General features: G+C 39.6%; 17 protein-coding genes. 11 read left to right on the top strand and 6 right to left on the bottom strand.

All coding sequences use genetic code 11. The features are described 5' to 3' along the window. The first annotated feature begins 218 nt into the window (after window positions 1–218). From ynfF to dmsD, 4 genes are all read left to right on the top strand, one after another. Window positions 219–2,645 carry a selenate/tellurate reductase subunit YnfF gene (ynfF, locus tag PSF09_RS11385; protein WP_371031518.1) on the top strand — a complete coding sequence of 809 codons (2,427 nt, stop codon included), beginning with the start codon at window positions 219–221 and terminating at the stop codon, window positions 2,643–2,645. A gap of 10 nt (window positions 2,646–2,655) precedes the next feature. After that, window positions 2,656–3,273, top strand: coding sequence for a DMSO/selenate family reductase complex B subunit (locus tag PSF09_RS11380; protein WP_196724638.1), 618 nt, complete (start codon window positions 2,656–2,658; stop codon window positions 3,271–3,273). 1 nt (window position 3,274) lies between these two features. After that, the gene (locus PSF09_RS11375) at window positions 3,275–4,132 is read left to right on the top strand and encodes a DmsC/YnfH family molybdoenzyme membrane anchor subunit (protein ID WP_210840004.1); all 858 of its coding nucleotides are present in this window, start codon (window positions 3,275–3,277) and stop codon (window positions 4,130–4,132) included. A 121-nt stretch (window positions 4,133–4,253) separates the two neighbouring features. After that, entirely contained in the window at window positions 4,254–4,871 is a 618-nt protein-coding gene (gene dmsD, locus PSF09_RS11370; protein WP_272665767.1) for a Tat proofreading chaperone DmsD, read from the top strand. Between the two features lie 143 nt (window positions 4,872–5,014). On the opposite strand, the gene PSF09_RS11365 is transcribed toward dmsD, so the two are convergent. The 4 genes from PSF09_RS11365 to PSF09_RS11350 are packed head-to-tail and all read right to left on the bottom strand — an operon-like array spanning window position 5,015 to window position 9,806. Then, window positions 5,015–6,157: a trans-sulfuration enzyme family protein gene (locus tag PSF09_RS11365; protein WP_272683920.1), complete on the bottom strand. Its 1,143-nt coding sequence runs from the start codon at window positions 6,155–6,157 to the stop codon at window positions 5,015–5,017. A gap of 23 nt (window positions 6,158–6,180) precedes the next feature. After that, window positions 6,181–7,179 (bottom strand): D-cysteine desulfhydrase, encoded by a 999-nt coding sequence (locus PSF09_RS11360; protein WP_272665765.1) that lies wholly within the window; start codon window positions 7,177–7,179, stop codon window positions 6,181–6,183. Between the two features lie 16 nt (window positions 7,180–7,195). Then, window positions 7,196–8,620: a Na+/H+ antiporter NhaC family protein gene (locus PSF09_RS11355; RefSeq protein WP_272665764.1), complete on the bottom strand. Its 1,425-nt coding sequence runs from the start codon at window positions 8,618–8,620 to the stop codon at window positions 7,196–7,198. 40 nt (window positions 8,621–8,660) lie between these two features. After that, window positions 8,661–9,806, bottom strand: a complete 1,146-nt coding sequence (locus PSF09_RS11350) for a trans-sulfuration enzyme family protein (protein ID WP_272665763.1) — start codon at window positions 9,804–9,806, stop codon at window positions 8,661–8,663. Between the two features lie 1,216 nt (window positions 9,807–11,022). Here PSF09_RS11350 and PSF09_RS11345 point away from each other — a divergent pair. The 3 genes from PSF09_RS11345 (at window position 11,023) to dbpA (ending at window position 15,262) form a co-directional block, all read left to right on the top strand. Then, window positions 11,023–12,153 carry a M20 family metallopeptidase gene (locus PSF09_RS11345; RefSeq protein ID WP_272665761.1) on the top strand — a complete coding sequence of 377 codons (1,131 nt, stop codon included), beginning with the start codon at window positions 11,023–11,025 and terminating at the stop codon, window positions 12,151–12,153. Window positions 12,154–12,176: 23 nt separating this feature from the next. Next, window positions 12,177–13,616, top strand: a complete 1,440-nt coding sequence (locus PSF09_RS11340; RefSeq protein ID WP_004913421.1) for a YfcC family protein — start codon at window positions 12,177–12,179, stop codon at window positions 13,614–13,616. A gap of 272 nt (window positions 13,617–13,888) precedes the next feature. Next, window positions 13,889–15,262 (top strand): ATP-dependent RNA helicase DbpA, encoded by a 1,374-nt coding sequence (gene dbpA, locus PSF09_RS11335; protein ID WP_210837787.1) that lies wholly within the window; start codon window positions 13,889–13,891, stop codon window positions 15,260–15,262. Between the two features lie 70 nt (window positions 15,263–15,332). On the opposite strand, the gene PSF09_RS11330 is transcribed toward dbpA, so the two are convergent. Beyond that, entirely contained in the window at window positions 15,333–15,776 is a 444-nt protein-coding gene (locus tag PSF09_RS11330) for a PACE efflux transporter (RefSeq protein WP_210837788.1), read from the bottom strand. 101 nt (window positions 15,777–15,877) lie between these two features. Between PSF09_RS11330 and PSF09_RS11325 the strand changes: the two genes are divergently transcribed. The 4 genes from PSF09_RS11325 to cfa all read left to right on the top strand — a co-directional run bounded on the left by PSF09_RS11325 (window position 15,878) and on the right by cfa (window position 21,092). Next, window positions 15,878–16,762, top strand: a complete 885-nt coding sequence (locus tag PSF09_RS11325) for a LysR family transcriptional regulator (RefSeq protein ID WP_272665845.1) — start codon at window positions 15,878–15,880, stop codon at window positions 16,760–16,762. A gap of 161 nt (window positions 16,763–16,923) precedes the next feature. After that, the gene (gene codB / locus PSF09_RS11320; RefSeq protein WP_210837790.1) at window positions 16,924–18,171 is read left to right on the top strand and encodes a cytosine permease; all 1,248 of its coding nucleotides are present in this window, start codon (window positions 16,924–16,926) and stop codon (window positions 18,169–18,171) included. Then, window positions 18,164–19,456, top strand: coding sequence for a cytosine deaminase (locus tag PSF09_RS11315; protein ID WP_272683919.1), 1,293 nt, complete (start codon window positions 18,164–18,166; stop codon window positions 19,454–19,456). The genes codB and PSF09_RS11315 overlap by 8 nt, the downstream gene beginning before the upstream one ends. A gap of 472 nt (window positions 19,457–19,928) precedes the next feature. Further along, window positions 19,929–21,092: a cyclopropane fatty acyl phospholipid synthase gene (cfa, locus tag PSF09_RS11310; RefSeq protein ID WP_210837794.1), complete on the top strand. Its 1,164-nt coding sequence runs from the start codon at window positions 19,929–19,931 to the stop codon at window positions 21,090–21,092. Between the two features lie 70 nt (window positions 21,093–21,162). Here cfa and torS read toward each other — a convergent pair whose 3' ends face one another. Then, window positions 21,163–23,916 (bottom strand): TMAO reductase system sensor histidine kinase/response regulator TorS, encoded by a 2,754-nt coding sequence (gene torS, locus PSF09_RS11305; RefSeq protein ID WP_272665758.1) that lies wholly within the window; start codon window positions 23,914–23,916, stop codon window positions 21,163–21,165. Window positions 23,917–23,987 lie beyond the last annotated feature (71 nt).

Genomic DNA, 23,987 nt, shown 5'->3' with positions numbered 1-23,987 from the left:
TTTCTAAATTTTCAACCATGAACAAAAAAAAAGAAAATTTCTTTTTTATTCATAATGTTATAATGATATTAATTATCGTTAATATTTATTTATTATAAAAAAGTTACCAGTTTTGCAAATATAACTTAATTGATATGGCGCAAAAAAAACTAAATATGACAGAGTAAGATAGCCCTTGAATAACACTATATTTAATATGGTCATAAAGGCTAATATCAATGAATACAAAAAATAAATTATTAAATAGCCCTATCTCAAGGCGCAATGTCGTGAAATCTGGCGCTGCTGGCGGTTTATTTGCTGCAGTTGGCGGTTTATCACTTCCTTTTAATGCAAAAGCAATCGATACCACTCAAAACTCAACATCCCCTGAAGAAAAAGCCGTTTGGAGTTCATGTACCGTTAACTGTGGTAGCCGTTGCCTATTACGCCTCCATGTGCGTGACGATGAGGTATATTGGGTTGAATCAGATACGACAGGGAAAGATGAATATGGTGATCATCAAGTCAGAGCCTGCCTGCGTGGTCGTTCAATCCGCAGAAGAATGAATCACCCGGACAGATTGAAATACCCAATGAAACGTGTAGGTAAACGTGGTGAAGGCAAGTTTGTCCGAATTTCATGGGAAGAAGCCCTAGATACCGTTGGTAATAGTTTGCGCGATATATTGCAAAATTACGGCAATGAAGCTGTACATGTTCTCTATGGTACTGGCGTTGATGGCGGTAATATCACCAATTCAAATGTTCCTTATCGCTTAATGAATTCATGTGGTGGTTTCCTGAGCCGCTACGGCAGTTATAGTACTGCACAAATTCGTGCAGGTATGAATTACCTATACGGCTCCCAAGAAGCAAATAGTCCCGATGATATTGCAAATACAAAGCTCGTTGTGATGTTTGGTAATAACCCTGCCGAAACTCGTATGAGTGGCGGAGGTGTCACTTATTATGTCGAACAAGCGCGCGAACGTTCAAATGCGCGCATGATAGTCATTGACCCCCGCTATAATGACACTGCTTCTGGTAGAGAAGATGAATGGTTACCTATTCGTCCTGGTACTGATGGTGCACTCGCTGCCGCATTGGCTTACGTGATTATTACTGAGGATATGGTCGACCAAGAGTTTGTTGATAAATACTGTATCGGCTATGACGAAAAAACCTTACCAGCTTCTGCCCCTCAAAATGGTCACTATAAAGCGTATATTTTAGGCCAAGGTTCTGATGGTATTGCTAAAACACCACAGTGGGCCGCTAAAATTACAGGTATCCCAGCAGATAAAATCATTAAGTTAGCCCGTGAAATAGGCCAAGCAAAACCCGCTTATATTGTTCAAGGTTGGGGTCCTCAACGTCATTCAAATGGTGAGCAAACCGTTCGAGCAATTGCCATGTTAGCCATTATTACTGGTAATGTTGGCATTAGTGGGGGAAATTCAGGCTGTCGTGAAGGTACTTATGATTCCGGTGTTGAATGGTTCCCGATGCTCGATAACCCTGTAAAAACTCAGATTTCTGTTTTCACATGGACTGATGCTATCGAACGCGGAACTGAAATGACAGCCATTCATGATGGTATCAAAGGGAAAGATAAACTAGATGTTCCCATTAAATTTTTATGGTGCTATGCCAGTAATACATTGATAAATCAGCATAGTGATATCTCTCGCACTCATGAAATTTTACAAGATGACAGCAAATGCGAAATGATTGTCGGCATCGACCACTTCATGACGGCCTCTGCAAAATATTGCGATATTTTACTACCTGATTTAATGCCTACCGAACAAGAAGATCTTATTCCTAGTGAGTCCGCAGGAAACATGTCGTACATGATCTTAGGCCAACCAGCCACTAGTGCTAAATTTGAGCGTAAGCCTATCTATGAAATTTTGTCAGAAATAGCTAAACGCTTAGGCCCTGATGTCGAACAGAAATTTACCGAAGGCCGCACTCAACACGAATGGATTAAATATTTATGTGAAAAAAGCCGCGAACGCTTCCCTGATATGCCAACTTATGAAGAAATGAAAACTGTGGGTATTTTCAAGCACAAATGCCCTGATGAGCATGTCATTGGATTTAAAGATTTCCGAGATAACCCTCAAGCTAATCCACTGAAAACGCCTTCCGGAAAAATAGAGGTTTACTCAGAAAGCCTAGCTGAAATAGCGAAAACATGGCAATTAGCACCAGATGATGTAATTGACCCGTTGCCAATCTATACCGAAGGCTTTGAAAGCCATACCGATAGTCTTAATAAAAAATACCCATTACAAATGACAGGGTTTCACTATAAAGCCAGAACACACTCAAGTTATGGCAACATTGATATCTTAAAACAAGCTTGTCGCCAAGAAATATGGATTAACCCTATAGATGCCAAAACGCGTGGTATTAAACAGGGTGATATGGTCAAGGTTTTCAATGATCGAGGAGAAGTTCATATTCCAGCAAAAGTGACACCACGGATCATGCCAGGCGTGACTGCTATGGGCCAAGGGGCTTGGTTAGATGCCGATATGTTTGGCAAAAAAGTAGACCAAGGCGGGTGTATTAATGTCCTCACGACTCAACGCCCTTCACCGCTTGCTAAGGGAAACCCTCAGCATACTAACTTAGTTGAAATTGCAAAACTATAAGGAGCCCGGTATGTCACAACAATATGGTTTTTATATTGATACACAACGCTGTACGGGCTGCAAAACGTGCGAACTCGCCTGTAAAGATTTTAAAAACTTATCCGCTGATGTTCATTTCCGTCGTATTTATGAATATGCAGGCGGTGACTGGACAGAGCAAGATGGCGCATGGCATCAAAATGTATTTTCTTATTATCTTTCCATTTCATGCAACCATTGTGAGGACCCTGCTTGCGTTAAAGTTTGCCCAAGTGGCGCGATGCACAAACGTGAGGATGGCTTTGTCGTTGTCGATGAAAGTGTTTGTATTGGTTGCCGTTATTGCCATATGGCATGCCCTTATAGTGCACCTCAGTTTGATGCAGTTAAAGGGCATATGACTAAATGTGATGGCTGCTATGAACGTGTGGCTGAAGGCAAAAAACCCATTTGTGTTGAGTCTTGCCCGCTACGTGCATTAGATTTTGGGCCCATTGAAGAGCTACGTGCAAAATACGGCACAATCAATGAGATAGCACCTCTACCCGCAGCACACTATACCAAACCCAATATTGTGTTAAATCTCAATGCAAATTGCCGCCCTGTTGGTGACACCACAGGTTATTTAGCGAATCCGGAGGAAGTTTAAAATGGGCGCAGGCTTACATGAATATCCGTTAATCTTCTTCACCGTTATAGGTCAAAGCGTTGCCGGTGCATTTATTCTCATGGCTCTGGTATTGTTAATGAAACCCTTGCAAGAGCAGCATCATAAAATAGTGATGAGCATGTTTGGTTTATGGGCGTTAATGGGAATTGGCTTTTTACTCTCCATGCTGCATATGGGCTCGCCGATGCGTGCCTTCAATTCAATGATACGTGTTGGTCATTCGGCTCTGAGTAACGAAATAGTCAGTGGCTCAATATTCTTTGCCTTAGGTGGGATATATTGGTTACTGTCATTATTGAAGAAGATGCCCAAGTCTGTCGGTACTATTTGGTTAATTGTCACAATTATTTGTGCGGCAATATTTATTTATGCCATATCTCGCGTTTACCAAATTGATACCGTCCCAACTTGGTTTAATCACTATGGTAGTTTGCAATTTATCCTAACCAGCTTTATTGCAGGTCCTGTTCTTGCTGCATTTTTATTGCGCATAGCAAGCTATGATATCAATAACGTCCGCTTCTTTACATTAATCAGTATTGTTGCAGTGATTGCGAGTAGTATCTTGGTGACAGCACAGGGGTTTGAATTAGGCTCCATCCAAAGTTCAGTACAAAAAGCATCTGAGCTTGTTCCAGATTATGCCTCACTGATGGGATGGCGTACTGTTTGCTTAACATTAGGGCTAGCTTTCTGGATTTACCCACATGTTAAAATGAAAAACCCTCCAATTATCGGGCTATTAGTCGCCGTATTATTGGTAATTTTTGGTGAATTAATTGGTAGAGGCATTTTCTACGGGCTACATATGACTGTAGGTATGGCTATCGCCGGATAACGACTATTCCATTGTTTTTACGATGATAAGGAGACTAATTACCTTCTTATCATCGACAACAATCGCATGTTTCGCTACGATCGCACCAAAGCGTCATCATCAACATAGCAAGTGGACAAATATGGAACAAAAATTATTGGCAGATTTTTCGCTTTGCGCGCAAACTTTGGGGGCATTATTTTATTATGACCCTTCCGATGCACGTGTAAATAAGCTAATTGATTTATTTACGACGAGCGAATGGTTAGCTGAATGGCCATTCACACAGGATTATGATTGCCAACGTATTGATAAACTTTTTCAAGATAGTCTTTCTGAATCAGAAACTTTACAAGAAGCCTACCAGCGCTTATTTATTGGCCCTTATGCATTACCTGCACCACCTTGGGGTTCTGTTTATCTTGATAAAGAAAATGTTATTTTTGGTATTTCGACACTTGAATTAAGAGCATGGCTTCGTAATAACCAAATCAATATTGAATTAAATCAAAAAGAACCCGAAGATCATGTGGGGCTAATATTTCTTCTCACTGCCTGGGTGATTGAAAATAAACCAGAACTGTTACGTGAATTACTAGAAATACATTTTTTACCTTGGGTATATCGTTATTTAGAGAAAATGCAATTGCAAAGCGGAAATGCTTTTTATGAAGCCACTGCGCTGCTGGCGACAGAAACTTTAAAACATATCCAACAAACTGCTCAATTAAATCCAGCAAATAAAGAGCTTTGTCTTTAGTTTTATATCGTTCAAATAAGCATTTTGTGAAGTAAAAGCCCTCTAAATAATCTGACTATTTAGAGGGCTTAAAATATTATGGGCGTTTTTTAGGCGTGTGGTAGGTATCACTCAGAAGTAAAAATGCGTTACTAATGGCCTAATTACTGTACCTGCGATAAAGCAAAATCGGCATCAGTGAGTAAGTCATCTATATCTTCACAGCCCAATGAGAACCGCAATAACCCATCCGTTACACCTTGCAGTAATCTTTCCTCTTCAGGGATACACGCATGGGACATCATTTTAGGGTAGGAAATAATTGATTCAATTCCCCCTAAGCTGACCGCAACGAGTGGAATACGAATCGCCTCTAAAAATTGTTTTACATTTTCATAGCTACCCAAATCAAAGGAAACCACCATTCCGCCATTTTTAGACTGTTGCATATGGATCATATGGTTTGGGTGTGAAGCTAACCCCGGATAAAAAACGTGTTGTACTTTTGGGTGCTCATTCAGATATTCTGCAAGCTTTTGCGCATTTTCACTAGCTCGTTCAACCCGCATTGCCATTGATTTTAAACCACGCATCGTCAGCCAGCTATCAAATGGGGCCGCAATACTGCCAATAGCCACCGCAGACTTATGTAACCACCTTGCATATTCTGAATTATTCGTTGCTACTGTCCCCAAGATCACATCACTATGACCATTTATAAATTTAGTCGCGCTATTAATAGAAAAATCAATTCCAAGAGAGATAACATCTGATAACAATGGCGTCATAAAGGTATTGTCACAGATGGTAATAATATTATGCTGTTGCGCAATTTCAATAACAGATTTTAAATCAGTCACTTGTAATGTAGGGTTAGATGGCGTTTCAATATAAAACGCTTTGGTATTCTCCCTGATTGCTTGCTGATAGTTCATTGGATTAGTCGCATCAACAAATGTCACTGAAATGCCATAACGAGGCAGAAATTCAGTCATTAACTGGAAAGAACCACCGTAAATATTTTTGCAGGCAACAATATGGTCACCCTGGCTAAAATTAAGTAATACTGCGCTTATTGCTGCCATTCCTGAGGAGAAAATCTCAGCAAATTTCGCGTTTTCAATCGCGCAAATTGCCTCACTTAATGCATCTCTCGTTGGATTGGAAAAACGAGAATAAATATGGTCGTAACTTTCCTCAATATTGGCTTGTGAAAATGTGGATGATTGATATAACGGAATAGAAGAACTTCCGGTATATTTATCTGTCATGGGGTAACCATGAATAACCTTGGTATTAATTTTCATATGTAAATCGCATTATCAAAAGTCTATTTAATCGTTGCTACATTGATTTCAGAATAAGCAAAAATAGCGGGTGCTCCGCCAGTATGAATAAAAAGTAATGGCTGATTGCCATCAATACTTTCTTTTAAAATATGATCAACTAAACCCGCCATGGCTTTACCGGTATACACAGGGTCAAGTAGTATTCCTTCTTTTTGAGCTAATAGCTCAATGGCTTGTTGGCCCTTGTTATTCGGCTGACCATAGCAAGGTGAAAAATACTGATCCCACAGATTCACTTTAGGAAAATCTGTCAGGTTTAATAATTCACCAATTTCCTGCTGTAAGGTTTCTACCTTAGGTTGTTGCTGCGCAACTGTTCTTGAAACGGTAACACCAATCACTGGTGTTTGAGGAAATACCGATTGTAATCCCATAGCTAGCCCTGCATGCGTTCCTGCGCTACCAGAAGCAACAATAACTGCGGCAAATTCAATATCTTTAGGAGTCTGCTCGGCAACTTCTAATGCACAATTAACATAACCTAATGACCCTAAAGCATTAGAACCGCCGATAGGGACAATATAAGCATTTTGCAAACCAAGGGATTCAACTAACGCTTGCATTTGTGAGTTTGGGTCGGTTAACTCATCACAAAAATAACAGCGAGCATTAAATAAATCTGTCAGTTGTTTATTGCCATTTTTTAAAAATAATGAATTCAAACTTTGTAATGGGTTTTCTAATAATGCGACACATTCCAGACCATACATTGACGCTATTGCAGCTGTTTGGCGAACATGGTTTGATTGAATAGCCCCTGCCGTCACAATCACCTTAGCCTTTTTTTGTGTCGCATCTGCAATGATATATTCCAATTTACGCAGCTTATTTCCCCCCATCGCTAGGGGGGTCATATCATCACGCTTAATATAAATATCACGGCCTAAATATCCGGAAAGATTATTTAATTTTGCTAACGGTGTTGGCCTTTGAAGTAGATCTATTTTATTTATTGCAGCTAATCGTTGTCTAATATTCATTATATTATTCACCCTATTAATATGTGAAACCTAAATAGAGATAAACCATCAGCGCAAAAGCGGCAGTCACCGTGGCATAAGGCATTTGAGTACGAATATGCTCAATATGGTCACAATCTGTTGCCATAGAGGCCACAATCGCATCACTGGAAATGGGTGATGTCATATCCCCATAAATTGAACCTGCAATTGCTGCACCTATCATATATTCAACAGGCATTCCGACTGAAAGCCCTAATTGCACACCGATTGGGATCATAATGGCAAATGTCCCCCACGATGTTCCTGTTGCTAATGACATCACCGCACTAATTAAAAAGATAAAGCCGATTGAGAAAGCAGGTGAAATGACACCAGAGGTAATTTCAGCTATATAAGCACCAGTGTTTAAATCTGAAGAAACGGTTCCCATTAAAAAAGCGAGGATCATCACTGAGCTAATTTTTACCATGCTGGCATAGCCGATGTATAACTCTTTAAAGAAAGTCTCAATATTGAGTACTCGGCGCGCTAAGAACCACACAAAAGAGACTAAAGTTCCAAACATGACTCCCCAATATACCGATGTTGAGCCACTACCTTTACTAAAATCACCATTACCAGTGATATAAAGCGCAATAGGTACCATTAATACGGTTGATAAAATTGGAATAAAAAAGTTAAGAGAGGTATGGCAATTAGGATGCTCAATAATATCTTCATCATCCTGCTCAGTTTCTTCTGCAGACAATAAAGTTAAAGCTTGCTGCTCTGCGCGTAAATCCGCTTTTTTCATTGGTCCCCAAGAAACATTGGAGAAAATATAAAATAATACTGAAGCTAGAGAAAACCACGCCATGATATTAAATACCATTGAGCCAGCTAAAATTTCAAATGGCTCTCCAGTAATTAAACCTTTAGATATTTGTACACCAATAACACCCATCATCGCCGCTCCCCAGCCGTTAATCATGGCTGATGAACAAACTGATACGCAGGAAGTTTGTACAATATAGGACATTTTTTCTGGCGAAACACCGTACTTCTTCGCTAATGTTTTTGTTGATGCTCCAGCAATTAATTGGTTAATCGAGCTTTCAATAAAAATTAATGACGTAATAATCATCGCCATTAATTGAACAGCTTTTTTATTTTTAATTAACTTTGTTTTATTTGTTAATAATTTAACCAATGAGCGCACACCGCCAGTAACAACGACTAGCCGCATAATACCGCCAATCATTACCATAAATAAAATTGTTTTTGTATTTCCCGGTGATGCAAACGTATTAATAATACCATCGAGTGTTCCGTTTATACCCAATAGTATATTGTGATCATATATAACGGTAAAACCAACTAGTATCCCCAGCAATAATGATAATATAACTTGTCGTGTAAAAATGGCTAAAAGTATCGTCACCATTGGCGTGACGATGGTCCAAATTCCATAATCATTCATTAGATGCTCTCTTATTATATTTTATTTTGATTTTAATAAATTAAGATAGTGCGTTTTCTAAATCATTTAATAAGTCAGTGATATCTTCAATACCTACAGATAAACGTAATGTGGTGTCATATACATGGATACTTTCCCTTTCTTCTTTTGTCATCGACCCATGTGACATCGTGGCAGAATGGTTTACCATGCTTTCAACACCACCCAATGATTCGGCTAATACAAAGTAATTAACTTTAGATAAAAACGTTTTAGTATCTTCAATATTCCCTTTTAATTTAATTGTCACAACTGCTCCACCTGTACGCATTTGCTTTTTACATAATTCATATTGTGGATGTGAAGCTAATTCTGGGTAATAAACCTGTTCCACTTTCGGGTGCGTAGATAAATAGTTAGCCACTTGCGCTGCATTGCTGCATTGTGCCGCCATACGTAACGCTAATGTTTTTAATCCACGTAAAGCAAGGTAGGCGTCAAAAGGAGAAGCAATTGCTCCTAAAGTCGTTTTTAGAAAATCAAGGCGGCTGGCTAAGTCTTCTCTTTGGGTGATCACAGCACCACCAATTAAATCGGAATGACCGCCAATATATTTACTTGCCGATAACATCACTAAATCAGCACCTAATTCTAACGGCTTTTGGTTCCAAGCTGTTGCAAATGTATTATCAACACAAGTTAAAATATTATGTTTTTTTGCAAGTGAACAAATCGCATTGATGTCAACTAACTCTAATAATGGATTAGTTGGGCTTTCAATCCAAATTAAGCGTGTGTTGTCTTTTATTTTTGTTTTAACTTCATCAAGGTTATTCAAATCTACATAATCTATTTGATGACCGCTATTAATGGTTGAAACTCGTTCAAATAACCGAAATGTTCCACCATAAACACCTTTCATCGCAATAATATGGGAGTCTTTTGGTAATAAATTTAAGACTAAACTTGAAGCAGCCACACCGGATGCGGTTGCTGTTGCATAGCTTCCACCTTCAATTTCTGCTAATAAGGTTTCATATGCATAACGCGTTGGGTTGCTGCAACGTGAGTAACAATATTCACCATGCTCTGTTAAACTTTGCTGAACAAAAGTACTGGCTGTTGTTATAGCAGGGAAAATAGCATGATTAACAGTATCTTGCTGCTTTCCACCATGAATTAAAATTGTAGCAATATTCTTAGTCATAATCTAAAACCCAATATAGTAAAATAAAAGTGATATCTTTATATTTGTTGCTAAAAAGAATATGCCATAGGGAAATAGAAAATTTTTTCTAAAAATTGGTGTCTTTATTCAAATTAAGAGAAAAATTTTCTATTAAAGAATTAATTTCCTTTTAATTCATAATGTTGATGCGTTCCCCATAAATGAGCGAGCCGTCACAATATTATTATTTTATTTATCTTCCACAACCAAGCAATCTACAAAAAACGCATAACCCACTAAAACAAAACAATAAATGTTTTATTAAAGTTAAATATATCATCAGCCAATGTAATTATTTAGTAGGTATTTTGTCGTTAATTTAACATAAACCCTAGTATTCATACCTATTTTTTCTCTTCTCATACTGCATAATAGACATATAAGAGAAAGTTATTCTCTTGCACCTTATTTCTTGTAATGAGCTATATCACTTAAAAGCGAGAAGAAGTCGATTAATAAAAATACAAATCAACACGTAAAAGAATGATTATCAAGCAATAAGGGCTATTTATAAGATAAGGAAAACACAGAGACTAAATTTAACTGAGTTATTTTTAATTTAATTACCCCAATTTTTTTGTTCAAAAAAAGCACAATAAACTATTACAAACTATGATAAATAAAATGCTATCGCTATTTAAATTATTAGAAAAACGCATGACCACTATATATTTTATAAATTATTCTAATCACTTTTTCTTAAAGAATCTCAATTTAGCCTAGTGCAGAACTATTCATTATAAATTCAAATTTGCTCGAACGAATTCAGTAATGTATTCCATATTACATATCTTCGTAAAATTACTCTCTATATAGGTTTAATTTTTTAGTGAAGAATCATCTTGTATACAAATTATTTATTATGATACAGTCAAAAAATGCCTATGATTCAAGCATCAAGCATCGATATTTGTTATATCCTTAACTGTGGTATAACTCGCTTGAGCATAAAAGATTGAGGCATTAGTTTTCCACAATACAAACGGTGAGAATCAAAAAAAAACACAATTGTTATTAGTAAATTTGAATTTTATCTTTTGTTTTTATCCTTAATAAAAGCCACGTTTTATTTAGCGAAAATCTGAATTATATAAATTTAACTTAATATAAACTCTGTTTTTATATTACCTAAAATTAAATTTACCACAATAAAAACAACTTAATTTTGTAGTAGAGACAATATAAGGAAACAATTATGAATAATAACTTTTCAGTGCATGAAGCCAGTATGCTTGCGCTACTTAAACAAGTAGTCAATATTGAATCAGGTTCTTATGACAAAGAAGGTGTAGATAACCACGCTGCTGTCTGGTGTGAAAAATATCGCGAAATGGGGTTCGACGTCGAAATCATTGAAAATGAATCACTCGGCAATAATTATCGAATTTATCACCCATCAACAAAGGCTGATATATTAATTTTATTGCATTTAGATACCGTTTTTCCTAAAGGTACCGTTGCTGAACGTCCTTTTAGCATTGAAGGTGACCGCGCTTATGGCCCTGGTGTAATTGATATGAAAGGCAGTCATGTCATGGTATATCAAGTCATGAAGCAACTTCATGATAATCAAGACATTCGCTACAAAAATATTGAGATTCTCCTCAATTGTGATGAAGAAATCGGTTCTATTTCATCTCGCGGTATCATCGAACAATGTGCCTTAGGAAAACGCTACGCACTTGTGATGGAGCCTGCGCGTGCTAATGGCGCGATAGTGAGTGCTCGCCGTGGTGTTGGGACTTATGTGTTAAATATTGAAGGGAAAGCCTCACATTCAGGTATCGCACCTGAAGCAGGTATCAGTGCAATTCAGGAACTATCATATAAAATTCAAAGCCTACACGCACTCTCTGCTCATGATAAAGGCCTATCCGTTAACGTTGGTCTAATTTCTGGCGGAACCTCCGTTAATACTATCGCACCGAATGCCAGAGCAGAAATCGATGTTCGTATCTCGTCTGAAGAACAGGGTATTGAAATCGATAAAAAAGTCAGGGAAGTGTGTAGTACACCAGTATTAGACGGTATCAAACTCACCTTAACCGGCGGAATTAATCGCCCACCTATGGCTAAAACGGATGAAAGCACCGTTCTTATCAACATCATTAAAGAAGAAGCAGCCCAACTAAACATTGATTTACTCGATGTTTCCACTGGCGGCGGCTCTGATGCCTCTTTTACTGCGGGTGTCGGGACTGCCACTGTCGATGGGTTAGGCCCGATTGGTGGTTACCAGCACAGTGATAAAGAATATTTAGAAATACCGTCACTTACAGAGCGCGCTCAACTATTTTTCAATATATTACAACGTATTACACAATAAAAAATAATCCAATAGGAAACTCTATGACAACGATGTCAACAAACACAACAACACCACCTAAAAAACGTTCTGAAGGCTTAAACCCTTATGTGCTTTTGTTTTTTATCTTAGTATTGGCAGGCATTGCGACGTGGATCGTTCCTGCGGGGCAATATGCATCAGAAACAAAAGTCATCACCATGGTAAAAGATGGTATAGAAACAAAAGTATCTAGTTCTTATACCATTCCCGGTAGTTATGAGCGCTTACCTGAACAACACGGTATTTTGCCAGGGCAAATTTTCACCTCAATTGCCGATGGTCTAATCAAAGCTGCTCCTATTATCTTTTTGATCATTTTCACTGGAGGAGCATTACATCTTCTCGAAGAAACTGGGGCTATCAAAAAAGTACTCAATAATATCTCGCGCAGTAAAAGACTTAATGACTTTTTACTAATCAGTATATTCTTTGTTGTTTTTTCTATTTTAGGAACAACTGGAATTGTCGTTAACTCAATTATTGCATTTGTTCCTATCGGCCTTTTAGTTGCTAAATCCGTGGGAATGGACGATAAATTTGGTGCCGCTTTAGTCTATGTCGCCGCTTATTCGGGCTTTAACGCCTCAATCATGGCACCAATGACGGTTGGCCTATCTCAAGGTTTAGCCGATGTCCCGTTGTTATCCGGTCTCGGTTTTAGAATGGCAATTTATATTGCATTTGTTATCGCAGGTATTTTATTTTTAACGATTTATACCAAAAAATGCCGTAACAAAGGTATGGTTCGACCTGATATTGAAATTAACACTGACGAACACCAAACCTCTAAAATTTCAGCTTTGCATGTCATTACCCTTTCCTATAGCGCATTCTGCTTAATCGGATTTATTTTCGGTGCCGTTGAGTGGGGCTGGGGAGAAAAAGAGATGATGGCAATGTTTATTATCTTAGGCGTTGGCGTGGGTATTTTAAACCGTATGTCGCCTAATACCATTGCAACAGGTTTCTTAAAAGGTTGTGCAGGAATGGTAGGCGGCGCGTTTATCGTTGGTATGGCTCGTGCCATTGCTATCGTATTATCTGATGGGATGATTTTGGATACCATCGTTAATGCCATTATTTCAATGATGGACGGTTTACCGAAGACTTTATCCGCCCTTTCCATGTTCGCAACCGCAGCAATTATGCACTTCTTTATTTCATCAGGTTCTGGTGAAGCGGCAGTGCTCGTCCCTATTTTCACGCCAATGGGCGATTTATTAGAAATCACTCGCCAAACGACAGTGCAAACTGTATTACTTGGAGAAGGTGTTGTTAACTGTATTAACCCAACATCTGGAATTTTAATGGCTGTGCTTGCAACGGCAAAAATTCCTTATACACAATGGGTGAGATTTATTTGGCCATTAGTCTTCACATGGATAGCCATTTCTATTGTCGCTCTAATATATGCAGTAATGACAAATTTAGGTCCTATCTAAGACATCAATATTGAATAACCCATCTTTTTAGCACCACTTTTAAGTGGTGCTAAAGGTTGTTGATACAAAACAAAGTAAAAACGTGTTTTTCCCGCCTCGTGTTATCAACCGCTGTTGCAAATTTTCCATTTCATCACTTCCTGGTGATTTAATTTTGAACTATATCAGTGATAGGCAGGTTCTACATTAATAACGAATTAAAAACAGACAGAATAAGGTAGGAATAGTATTATTAGCGCCATTATGCCTTTTATTCTATTTGAGATTGTATTGTGACTTCATTTGCTGACCTAAATGCGCTTTCTGCGGAACAACTCGCTAACTTGCAAGAGTTAGGCTACCTCAACATGACGCAGATCCAAGCTGCCGCTCTTCCTCCGATCCTTGCGGGTAAAGACGTTCGAGCACAAGCTAAAACTGGCAGCGGCAAAACTGCTGCTTTTGGTCTGGGCTTATTACAACATATTGATGCCAAGTTATTTAAAACTCAGTCATTAGTTTTATGCCCAACTCGCGAACTGGCAGATCAAGTCGCCAATGAATTGCGTCGTTTAGCTCGCGCTATTCCTAATATCAAAATTTTAACGCTCTGCGGTGGTGTCCCTTTTAGCGTACAACGCGACTCCCTTGCTCATGCAGCACATATCATTGTTGCTACACCGGGGCGCTTACTTGATCATCTAAATCGTGAAACCGTTCAACTTGATGCCTTGCAAACATTGGTTTTAGACGAAGCAGACCGAATGCTCGATATGGGCTTTATGCCAGATATTGAAACCATCATTGACTACGCACCAATTAATAGGCAAACATTATTATTTTCAGCTACTTGGCCAGATGAAATTGCACGAATTAGCCAGCAAATTCAAAATAATCCACAAGCCATTGAAATCAATAGCGTTGATGAGCTTCCCGCAGTTGAGCAGCAATTTTATGAAGTTGCTCGTCACGAAAAAATTACATTATTACAAAAGCTCTTGAGCCGTGAACAACCCGCTTCTTGTGTCGTTTTCTGTAATACTAAAAAAGATTGCCAAGCTGTTTATGATGCCTTAACTGCAAGCAAACAAAGTGTCCTAGTGCTTCATGGTGATATGGAACAGCGTGAGCGTGACCAAACTCTTGTGCGTTTTGCTAATGGAAGTAGCCGTGTATTAGTGGCTACGGATGTCGCATCCCGCGGGTTAGATATTAAAGCCCTCGAAATGGTAATTAACTATGAATTATCATGGGATCCTGAAGTGCATGTTCACCGCATCGGTCGAACTGCACGTGCCGGTGAAAGCGGTTTAGCAATTAGTTTATGTGCACCAGAAGAAGCTCAACGAGCCAATGCTCTAGAAGAAATGTTAAACATGAAGCTTAATTGGCAAGCCGAACCGACAGGTTTACGAGTCACTCCATTAGAAGCGACGATGGTGACCTTATGCCTTGATGGCGGTAAAAAAGCCAAAATACGTCCCGGCGACATTTTAGGTGCCTTGACCGGAGAAGTTGGCCTCAATGGCGACGATATTGGCAAGATTGTGATCCACCCGACCCATGCCTATGTGGCGCTCAAACGCGAGGTTGCCGAACATGCTCGCAAGCATTTACAGCAAGGGAAAATTAAAGGGAAATCCGTTAAGGCTAGGTTATTAAAATAATATGTGTGATTCGTGTTTCCTTCCGCACAGCGTTAGCACGCAAGGAAACACGATAATTTCATTACTTTTCTTATGATGTGGCGTTATTCTCTTGCGGCAAAGCAGATTTAGGCAATCCAAAAATCTTATCAAATGCCCAATTAAAAAAGAAAGTATAAATTGGGATAAAAATAATTAAGGCGAAATCGAGTATTAACGCCTGTAAAAGACTAATTGATAACCACCACGCAATTAAAGGAATTAAAAAAATCACTAACGTTAATTGGAATAATATGGCGTGTACGAACCGGCGCCTAAAGGTTCTAATGCGTGATTTTTGTTTTGATTCCCAATACTCAAATGCGGTATTAAAAATAAAGTTCCAGCTCACTGCAATAGTTGTTATGACTAAAGCTAATGGACCTGTTGTTTCTGCTGAATTACCCGAAAGAAAAGCCAATGCTAAAGCTGAAATTAGCCAGCCAATAACCTCATAAGCCGTTACAAAAATAATTTTACGTTTAATCCCCTGCATTTTCCCACCTCCAAAAATATCATTATCAACAAGGTGGTAAAATAAATATAATTCAATGATAATAAAAGTCAGCTTCTATCAATTTTATTGACAGGTCAATGATGCCATTTAATAGCGATAACCTAACGATTTTTCTCACCGTGTTAGATAAAGGCTCATTTTCTGCGGCAGCTAGGACATTAAAACGTGTGCCATCAGCGGTCAGTATGGCAGTCGCTAATCTAGAAGCTGAACTGGGATTTGAACTATTTGATAGGCACACTAGAGAGCCTAAACCCACTGAAAAAGCACTGTCATTAGCCCCCTATGCACGACATATTGTGGCTAATTTATCGCAGCTCAATACTTTTTCTCTTGAATTGACCCAAGGCGTTGAAAGCACTCTGACTATTGGTATTGCGGCAGGTATTAATGCCAATTTACTCTTTGACGCTCTACATATTTTAAGCCAGCGTTACCCTTTACTGCATATTGAGCTGATTACCGCGCCTCAAGATGATCTTTTACCCTTATTACATGAACAACAAATTCATCTCGCAATCGTCTTTGGTGGTTTAAATGTTAATTCCCAAGAGCAATTTCATTACATTGGCGAAGAATCAATTATTGCCACCATTTCGGCTAAACATCCCTCTTTGCAAAATAAAACGTCGCTCTATATCGAAGACCTTGTTGAAAGCCGCCAAATAATTATTGCGAGTCGTCAGCGTGAATTGAGTGATATCCGTATTCTAGTTTCTAGTAATTATTGGAAAACAGACAGTTTTTCTTTGGCTCTCGGTTTAGTCGAGAGTGGTATGGGATGGGGAAATTTTCCTTTATCACTTATTAAAGATAAATTGCACGATGGCTCACTAAAGCCCCTTGAATTTAAAAATACCCCAAATGGCTTCAAGCTGCCTATTCACGCAGTATGTTTGCAAGGTCATGCGCTTAAACGTGGCGCACAAGAATGTATTGAGTTGCTGAAAAATAAGGTAATTTAGACCTTCAGTTATCTATTTTCCCTATTTTTAATTCCATAAATTAAATTATTTTTGAACACATTAATTCTTTTAAATTATCAACGAAAACGTTTGCTTTTTATTTTGATGGCTATAAAATGCGTCGGATTTTTTTGGCCTGAAAAAAATAACTGGAGACAATCGTGCCTGACGATAAAAATTATAGCCATGGCCCCGTGCCCATATCTGCGCGGAAAGGCGGACTAGCATTAACCTTTGTGATGCTAGGTTTAACGTTCTTTTCCGCCAGTATGTGGACCGGAGGCGCTCTCGGTACCGGTCTTGATTTTCATGATTTCTTCCTCGCAGTTCTTATCGGTAATCTTCTTCTTGGTGTCTACACCGCATTTCTTGGTTTTATTGGTTCTAAAACAGGCTTAACTACTCACCTTCTTGCTCGTTATTCCTTTGGTATTAAAGGCTCATGGCTCCCCTCATTCCTATTAGGTGGCACACAAGTCGGCTGGTTTGGCGTCGGTGTTGCGATGTTTGCCATTCCCGTTGGCAAAGCCACGGGTTGGGATATCAACTGGTTGATTGGTATTTCAGGGGTCTTAATGACCGTTACGGTCTTTTTTGGCATTTCTGCTCTGACTATACTGTCAATCGTTGCAGTTCCTGCCATTGCGATACTCGGCAGTTATTCCGTCTACCTTGCTATCACTGATATGGGTGGAATGAGTGCATTGCAGGCTGTCGTTCCCGCGAAACCTATCGATTTTAACCTTGCCTTAGCCATGGTAGTGGGGTCTTTTGTGAGTGCAGGAACATTAACCGCTGATTTTGTGCGTTTCGGACGAAAACCTAAGATTGCGGTGCTTGTCGCCATTATTGCTTTTTTCCTTGGTAATTCATTGATGTTTATCTTTGGAGCCGCTGGCGCGGCATCATTAGGTATGGCAGACATCTCTGATGTGATGATTGCCCAAGGTTTATTATTACCCGCAATTATCGTTTTAGGCTTAAACATTTGGACAACTAATGATAACGCCCTATATGCGTCAGGTTTAGGGTTTGCCAATATCACCGGGTTATCCAGCAAAACCTTATCCATTGTCAATGGACTGGTCGGAACACTATGTGCGCTGTGGTTATATAATAATTTTGTTGGCTGGCTAACATTCTTATCCGCGGCGATTCCCCCAATTGGCGGAATTATTATCGCAGACTACCTCATGTACCGTCACCGCTATGAAACCTTTGACCGCAGTAAAATGCGTGATGTCAACATCAGTGCATTAATCGCCGTTGCCGCTGGGGTTATCGCAGGTAACTGGTTACCAGGCATTGTTCCTGTCAATGCCGTACTGGGTGGTGCATTATGTTACGCTATCCTTAACCCATTATTAAATCGCCGCCATACTACTGATTCGGAGATGACCCGTGCTTAACCAAACTATCAAACATATCCATAATGTCCGTTTACCTGAACGTGATGGCCTGTGGCGTATCGATATCGACAATCAAAAAATTCAAGCCATTCTTCCACAACCTCAAGGTGAAGTATTACCAGACAGCGTAGATGGTGAAGGTGGATTAGTTACGGCTCCCTTCGTTGAGCCACATATTCACTTGGATACCACTCAAACCGCAGGGCAACCAAGCTGGAACCAATCAGGAACACTCTTTGAAGGCATCGAACGTTGGGCAGAGCGTAAAGCGATGCTCACCCACGATGATGTTAAAAACCGAGCGTGGCAAACCCTTAAATGGCAAATTGCCAATGGTATTCAACATGTTCGTACTCATGTGGATGTGTCAGATCCGACATTAACCGCACTGAAAGCGATGTTAGAGGTAAAACAAGAAATCGCACCTTGGGTTGATGTGCAAATTGTAGCTTTCCCGCAAGAAGGTATTTTGTCTTATCCAAATGGCGAAGCCCTGTTAGAGGAAGCGTTACGCCTCGGAGCCGACGTCGTTGGTGCTATTCCACATTTTGAATTTACTCGTGAGTATGGCGTGGAATCACTCCATAAAACATTCGCTTTAGCACAAAAGTATGACCGCTTGATTGATGTCCACTGTGATGAAATTGATGATGAGCAATCTCGTTTTGTTGAAACCGTCGCAGCGTTAGCGCATGCACAAGGGATGAGTTCTCGCGTCACGGCAAGCCATACCACCGCGATGCATTCATACAATGGCGCTTATACTTCCCGTTTATTCCGCTTGCTAAAAATGTCTGGAATTAACTTTGTCGCTAACCCGTTAGTGAACATTCACTTACAAGGCCGCTTTGATACCTATCCTAAACGTCGAGGCATTACCCGTGTTAAAGAGATGCTCGCTGCAGATATTAATGTCTGTTTCGGTCACGACGATGTATTTGACCCATGGTACCCATTAGGTACCGCCAATATGCTGCAAGTACTGCATATGGGGTTACATGTTTGCCAATTAATGGGTTACCAGCAAATCAATGATGGGCTGAAACTGATTAGTGAATACAGCGCACGTACATTGAACTTGCAAGATTATGGTGTGAGTGAAGGAAACCGAGCTAGCTTATTGATTTTACCTGCAGAAAATGGCTTCGATGCTGTGCGTCGTCAAGTTCCTGTACGTTATTCTATTCGTGATGGCCAAGTGATCGCCAATACCCAACCTGCGGTAACACAAATTCATTTAGAACAAACAGAAACAATCCGTTATGGATATTCTCCAAAAATCTAATCATTGAATTTTTATTCTTAAATGGCTCTCCATAATCATAGGTGAGCCATTTGCCTACGCCCCATCATTAATTTCAATAAAACCAGCCCAAAAAACCAATCTTAATCAGATAAAAAGTAACAAATAACGTATTTTTTCACACAAATGTCATTTCTATATACTAGACTTACTCCAATACTCATTGAAGAGCTTGAAAAGCTTTGATAAGCAAATAATTGTCTTATAAGAACTCTTTTTTTGGTTATAAGTGCCATTTCTAAGTGTTAAGTGCAATTTCTATTGAAATTCAATGTGAACGTTTTATATTTTTTATAGAGTTATCTGAAACTGGATTTGAGCTTTATTTATAGCAACAATAACGCTAATACACTGACTGTCGTGCAGCGGTGGTCAATATTCCTGTTTTGCTGTACCACGAATACGTCACAAATAAAGTTCTCTGAATCCCACTTTGATAAAAATTGGAGATCAGATGAGTACTGAACAAGTCGTTAACCAAAAAACCACTATCGACTCTTGGCAACGCATTGCTACTGAATTATTGAGTGAAGCTGGCATTAAAATTAATGGCTCCCGCCCTTTCGATATCCAGGTACACAACCACCATTTCTTTAAACGAGTGCTACAACATGGCTCAATAGGATTAGGTGAAAGTTATATGGATGGTTGGTGGGATTGCGAGCGTTTAGATATATTTTTCCAATATGTCTTACGCCATAAACTCGATAAAAAAATACCTCATAATTTCAGTGATACATTGAAAATTGCTGTCGCACGTGTACGCAATTTGCAAACCCTAAAACGTGCTCGAATTGTTGGAGAAGAGCATTACGACCTCGGAAATGACTTATTTTCTCTGATGCTCGATCCTTATATGCAATATTCTTGTGGCTACTGGAAAGGTTTAGAAGCGGTTCCTGAAAACCTTCCTCTCGCGCAAGAACAAAAATTAAATTTAATCTGCGAAAAACTGCAATTAAAACCCGGTATGCGATTACTTGATATCGGCTGTGGATGGGGTGGGCTCGCTGCTTATGCAGCAAAAAATTTTGGGGTTTCTGTTACAGGAGTCACTATTTCCGCTGAACAACAAAAATATGCTCAAGCTCGCTGCGCAGGCTTAGATGTTGATATTAAATTAGAAGATTATCGGAATCTCAACGACCAATTTGACCGTATTGTTTCTGTCGGTATGTTTGAGCATGTCGGCCCTAAAAATTATGCGACTTACTTTGATGTTATTCAACGCAACCTAAAAGCTAACGGTTTGTTTTTACTTCACACCATTGGTTCTAATCAAAATAAAGTGAATGTTGACCCATGGACTAATAAATATATTTTTCCAAATGGCTGCCTACCTTCTGTGCAAAATATTGGTGAAGCCAGCGAAGGCAAACTGGTCATGGAGGATTGGCATAATTTTGGTGCTGATTATGACCATACACTCATGGCATGGTATTCCCGCTTTCAAGCCGCTTGGCCTGAGCTCGAACATAATTATACACCTCGTTTCAAACGCATGTTTTCTTATTATTTAAATGCTTGTGCTGGTGCATTTAGAGCTCGAGATATCCAATTATGGCAAATACTGTGGAGCCCACAAGGTGTGAGCGGTGGCCTGCGTGTTGCGCGCTAAATCTTAGCCCTGAACATGGTCTTCAACAGATAAAAAGCAGCTAAATGAACCTTACTGGCTATTTGAAAAATCAATGCGCTCTATTCAACCATTGCTCAATAGCCTGTAAGCCTTGCTGTATATCCTTTTTCAGTTGAGTATCCGCCATTGGCTGCTGCTCTAATAATACACAGCTTTGTACTGCACTTTGCATTCCCAAACTAGCGCAACTACTTTTTAACTGGTGAGCAAGGCGTTTTATTTGTTCTGTGTTATTTTCTGCTCGTGCGATATCAATTTGGCCGATTAACGGTAAAGAATGTTGTTTAAAAATACTCACCCATTCACGAATTTTTGAGAGCCCCATTAATTCAGCATCACTAATAAGCTGTTGCAAATCTACAAATTTTTCCTGAACACTAGAATCGGACAACGGATACTCACCGCCTGAAATATATTTAACGATTAACTGGTTTAACCTATCTCTTGGTACTGGTTTTTGAATGATGCCGCGAAAAACTTGACTCGTCCGTTGGCGCAATGTTTCATCAATCACATGCGCACTAAAACCAATCAAAACCAATGTAGGATAGGCTTTCGCTATTTGTTTAGCTAAGGTGATTCCATCGATATCAGGTAAACCAAAATCCACTAACGCCGCTGTAAATTGTTGCCCAGTTTGTAGAGCTGCTAATGCTTCGGCCGCAGAACCAACGGTGTTTACCTGTGCCCCACTTCGGGTTAACATTTCTCCACTGATTTTCTGAGTCAATGGGTTGTCTTCTATGAGTAATAAATGTACACCTCGCATGTCTAATGGCAGATCAGCCGATTTACTAACTGGATGCGAGGCGATACATAGCGGCAGTGTTAAACGAAAACAGCTCCCACTCCCTAACTGACTACTAACCGTCAATTCACCGCCCATCGCTTGTGCTAAACTTGCACTAATTGTCAGCCCAAGTCCTGTTCCACCCCGCTGGCTATCGACTTGCACAAATGGCTTAAAAATATCAGTAAATCGCGAGTTATCAATGCCACATCCGGTGTCTTCCACTTCAATAAACCAATATTTACCATAACGGCAACTACGTAAAGTAATCTGCCCCTGCTGAGTGAAACGCAATGCATTACTGAGTAAATTGGTGATAATTTGCCGGATCCGGAGTGGGTCCCCTTGTAAGGCAGTAGGTAAATCATCTGCAATATCAGCAACTAACTGAATAGCATGGTTTTTATTACTAGCATTCATTAGATACAAGGTACTTTCCAATAATGGCTTGGGCTCAAAAGGCTCCTCATTGATCGAAACATTTTGTCCCCCAGCTTCAATAGCAGAGTAATCTAAAATGTCATTCAAAATAGCCAATAAGGATTCACCTGAATCCGTAATTGCATATAAATCATCATGATATTGATTAAGCGTTTTATTTTCTAATAACAGTTGTGCTGTCCCCAAAATTCCATAAAGTGGTGTGCGAATTTCATGGCTCATTGCCGCCAAAAATGCCGATTTCGCCTGATTGGCTTTTTCTGCTTCAGCGCGAGCTTTGCGGTGCTCAACAACCATCACACGCAGTTCTGCCGTTCTCACTTTGACTTGGTCCGCTAGCTGTTCGCGTTGATTATTTAAGGCATGTACACTCGCACGAAATGCATCCATTAAACGGCCAATCGTATCTAGCTCTTTCACTCCTGCGGTTTCAGGAAATGCAGAGTCAATATCGCCCTCAAGCAAGCGTTGAAGCGCTTGGGTTTGCTGTGCCAGCGGCTTTGTTACTAAGCGGTAAACCACTCGCCAAAGAATCAAAATCAATGAGAGTAATGAGACAATACTTAATGCTAGCAACCAATTTTGCCCCCGTTCACTGGCTTGTTTAAGTTGCCCCAATGCGGTTTGGTTACGAAGTTCAATGATGTCAACTAATTGCGCCACTTCACTACTAAAACGTGCAAATTGGTCAATATTATTTTGCGATAAAATCTGTAAACGAGTTGTGATGTCGTTATCTTGGCGATACAACGCAATTAACTCGGTATAGCGCTTAACACTATCTAATGCATTTTCTACTTGGCCTCTCACGGCGGGATCTTCAATGTATTTTTGCCGACGTTGTAAGATTTTGACTGCAGAATTCAGCTGATTTTCTAATTCTGCCATATTACGATTGGGTTGATTTGAACCTAAATTAAGTACCATCTGCTGTACTCGCATAGCACTTAATCGCAACTCATTCATTTGGCTAGCATATTCAAGATCAATATCAATAAGTTGATCAAGAGCTTGTTGAGCTTGTTCCCCTTGTTTTCGCTCGATTAGGTCATAAATACTCACCTGCGTTGCACCAGCGGAGGTCGCTGCATTATTGGCTTGCCCATGCGCTTTTTGGGCGATATCACCCGCCGCAGCGATGATATGTTGCCTTAACTGTTGTTGCTCAGTGCGCAGTTTTAACCGCTGGCCAACTAATTCACCTTGTTGGCTTAATGATTGAGCGATTTCTTTTTCTTGTTGTTCTATATCTTGTGTGTTGAAGCCTTGTTCCCGTAATGTTTTCAGCAAATTAGTGATTTTAAGGCTTTGTGCCGTTAACATCCGTCCTTGCGCTAACCAAATACTTTCGCTATCTGCATTGGTGAGATTCTGCGCAGAAAATAGCTCCCAAGCACTCGCTTCACTCAGTTGCCTTGCCATATTCATGGTTGGAATCAGTGCCTCGGTATTGGCCTGTTCAACTTGGCTAACAAAACGTAAGTTGTACCACCCCACAAGGGTGCTGATAAAGGTCAATGCTGCCATCAGCGCAAAGCCCATCCACAATCGTCTAGTTAGTGATAAATTCACGGTTTAGTTAGCCTAAAAATTAAAATGGTTGAGTTAACTGCAAGAAAGCATTTAGGATAAAGGTTTCTGGT

Origin of the sequence: Providencia sp. PROV141 (assembly GCF_028481645.1) — a bacterium.
GTDB classification, from domain to species: domain Bacteria; phylum Pseudomonadota; class Gammaproteobacteria; order Enterobacterales; family Enterobacteriaceae; genus Providencia; species Providencia rettgeri.
The sequence above is the reverse complement of the archived record's forward strand: the minus strand, read 5'-3'. Positions and strand labels throughout refer to the sequence as shown.

Coding starts and splice junctions, on each gene's coding strand:
- ynfF (WP_371031518.1), top strand. CDS start 219: ATGAATACAAAAAATAAATTATTAAATAGCCCTATCTCAAGGCGCAAT.
- PSF09_RS11380 (WP_196724638.1), top strand. CDS start 2,656: ATGTCACAACAATATGGTTTTTATATTGATACACAACGCTGTACGGGC.
- PSF09_RS11375 (WP_210840004.1), top strand. CDS start 3,275: ATGGGCGCAGGCTTACATGAATATCCGTTAATCTTCTTCACCGTTATA.
- dmsD (WP_272665767.1), top strand. CDS start 4,254: ATGGAACAAAAATTATTGGCAGATTTTTCGCTTTGCGCGCAAACTTTG.
- PSF09_RS11365 (WP_272683920.1), bottom strand. CDS start 6,157: ATGAAAATTAATACCAAGGTTATTCATGGTTACCCCATGACAGATAAA.
- PSF09_RS11360 (WP_272665765.1), bottom strand. CDS start 7,179: ATGAATATTAGACAACGATTAGCTGCAATAAATAAAATAGATCTACTT.
- PSF09_RS11355 (WP_272665764.1), bottom strand. CDS start 8,620: ATGAATGATTATGGAATTTGGACCATCGTCACGCCAATGGTGACGATA.
- PSF09_RS11350 (WP_272665763.1), bottom strand. CDS start 9,806: ATGACTAAGAATATTGCTACAATTTTAATTCATGGTGGAAAGCAGCAA.
- PSF09_RS11345 (WP_272665761.1), top strand. CDS start 11,023: ATGAATAATAACTTTTCAGTGCATGAAGCCAGTATGCTTGCGCTACTT.
- PSF09_RS11340 (WP_004913421.1), top strand. CDS start 12,177: ATGACAACGATGTCAACAAACACAACAACACCACCTAAAAAACGTTCT.
- PSF09_RS11330 (WP_210837788.1), bottom strand. CDS start 15,776: ATGCAGGGGATTAAACGTAAAATTATTTTTGTAACGGCTTATGAGGTT.
- PSF09_RS11325 (WP_272665845.1), top strand. CDS start 15,878: ATGCCATTTAATAGCGATAACCTAACGATTTTTCTCACCGTGTTAGAT.
- cfa (WP_210837794.1), top strand. CDS start 19,929: ATGAGTACTGAACAAGTCGTTAACCAAAAAACCACTATCGACTCTTGG.